This window comes from Vibrio sp. OPT46 (assembly GCF_015163535.1).
GTDB lineage: Bacteria > Pseudomonadota > Gammaproteobacteria > Enterobacterales > Vibrionaceae > Vibrio > Vibrio alginolyticus.
Genome location: NZ_JADDYG010000298.1, coordinates 63,086 through 63,584, shown reverse-complemented (window position 1 = coordinate 63,584; position 499 = coordinate 63,086). Strand labels below are relative to the sequence as shown.

Sequence of the window (499 nt, the reverse complement as noted above, 5' to 3'; positions counted from 1 at the left end):
CATGGTCGCGAGCAAAAAGATGGAAGGGTGGATTGCTTTAAGGCCGTAGTAAATAATGGTTGGAACAATACCACCAGAGATCCAAGTACCTACAAGCGCGCCAACGGCCAAAAGGATTAAAACGGCTCCAAGTCCATTGGAAATGCCATTTAGTGCTGCTTTTTCCAGATCTTTATACTGATGGCCAAGCTTTAAGCCCAATATCATGACAATGAACCAACCGATGTATAGCGCTAGCTGAATCGGTAGGTCTAGCTTGGCTGTGAACGAAAATGCCAGCAGGAGAAATAAACCGAGCGAGATAAATACCTGTATCAAGCTTGGTAGGCGTGGTGTAACTTGCTTCATATGTGCCTCTGTCAATCTTGGAGCAATAGAGGAAGGCGCTCCTTGTTGTAATCGCGCATAACATACATTAACAAAAATTATATTTCGAACATTTGGTGTTTTATCTTGATGTTCGTCGGTAAAAACGTTTGCTTGTGAAATTAACTGTTAG

At 42.5% G+C, this 499-nt stretch carries 1 pseudogene; it reads right to left on the bottom strand.

The features are described 5' to 3' along the window. Positions 1 to 348, bottom strand: a pseudogene (locus IQR33_RS13735) (Na+/H+ antiporter NhaC); the annotation flags it as partial. Positions 349 to 499: the final 151 nt, after the last annotated feature.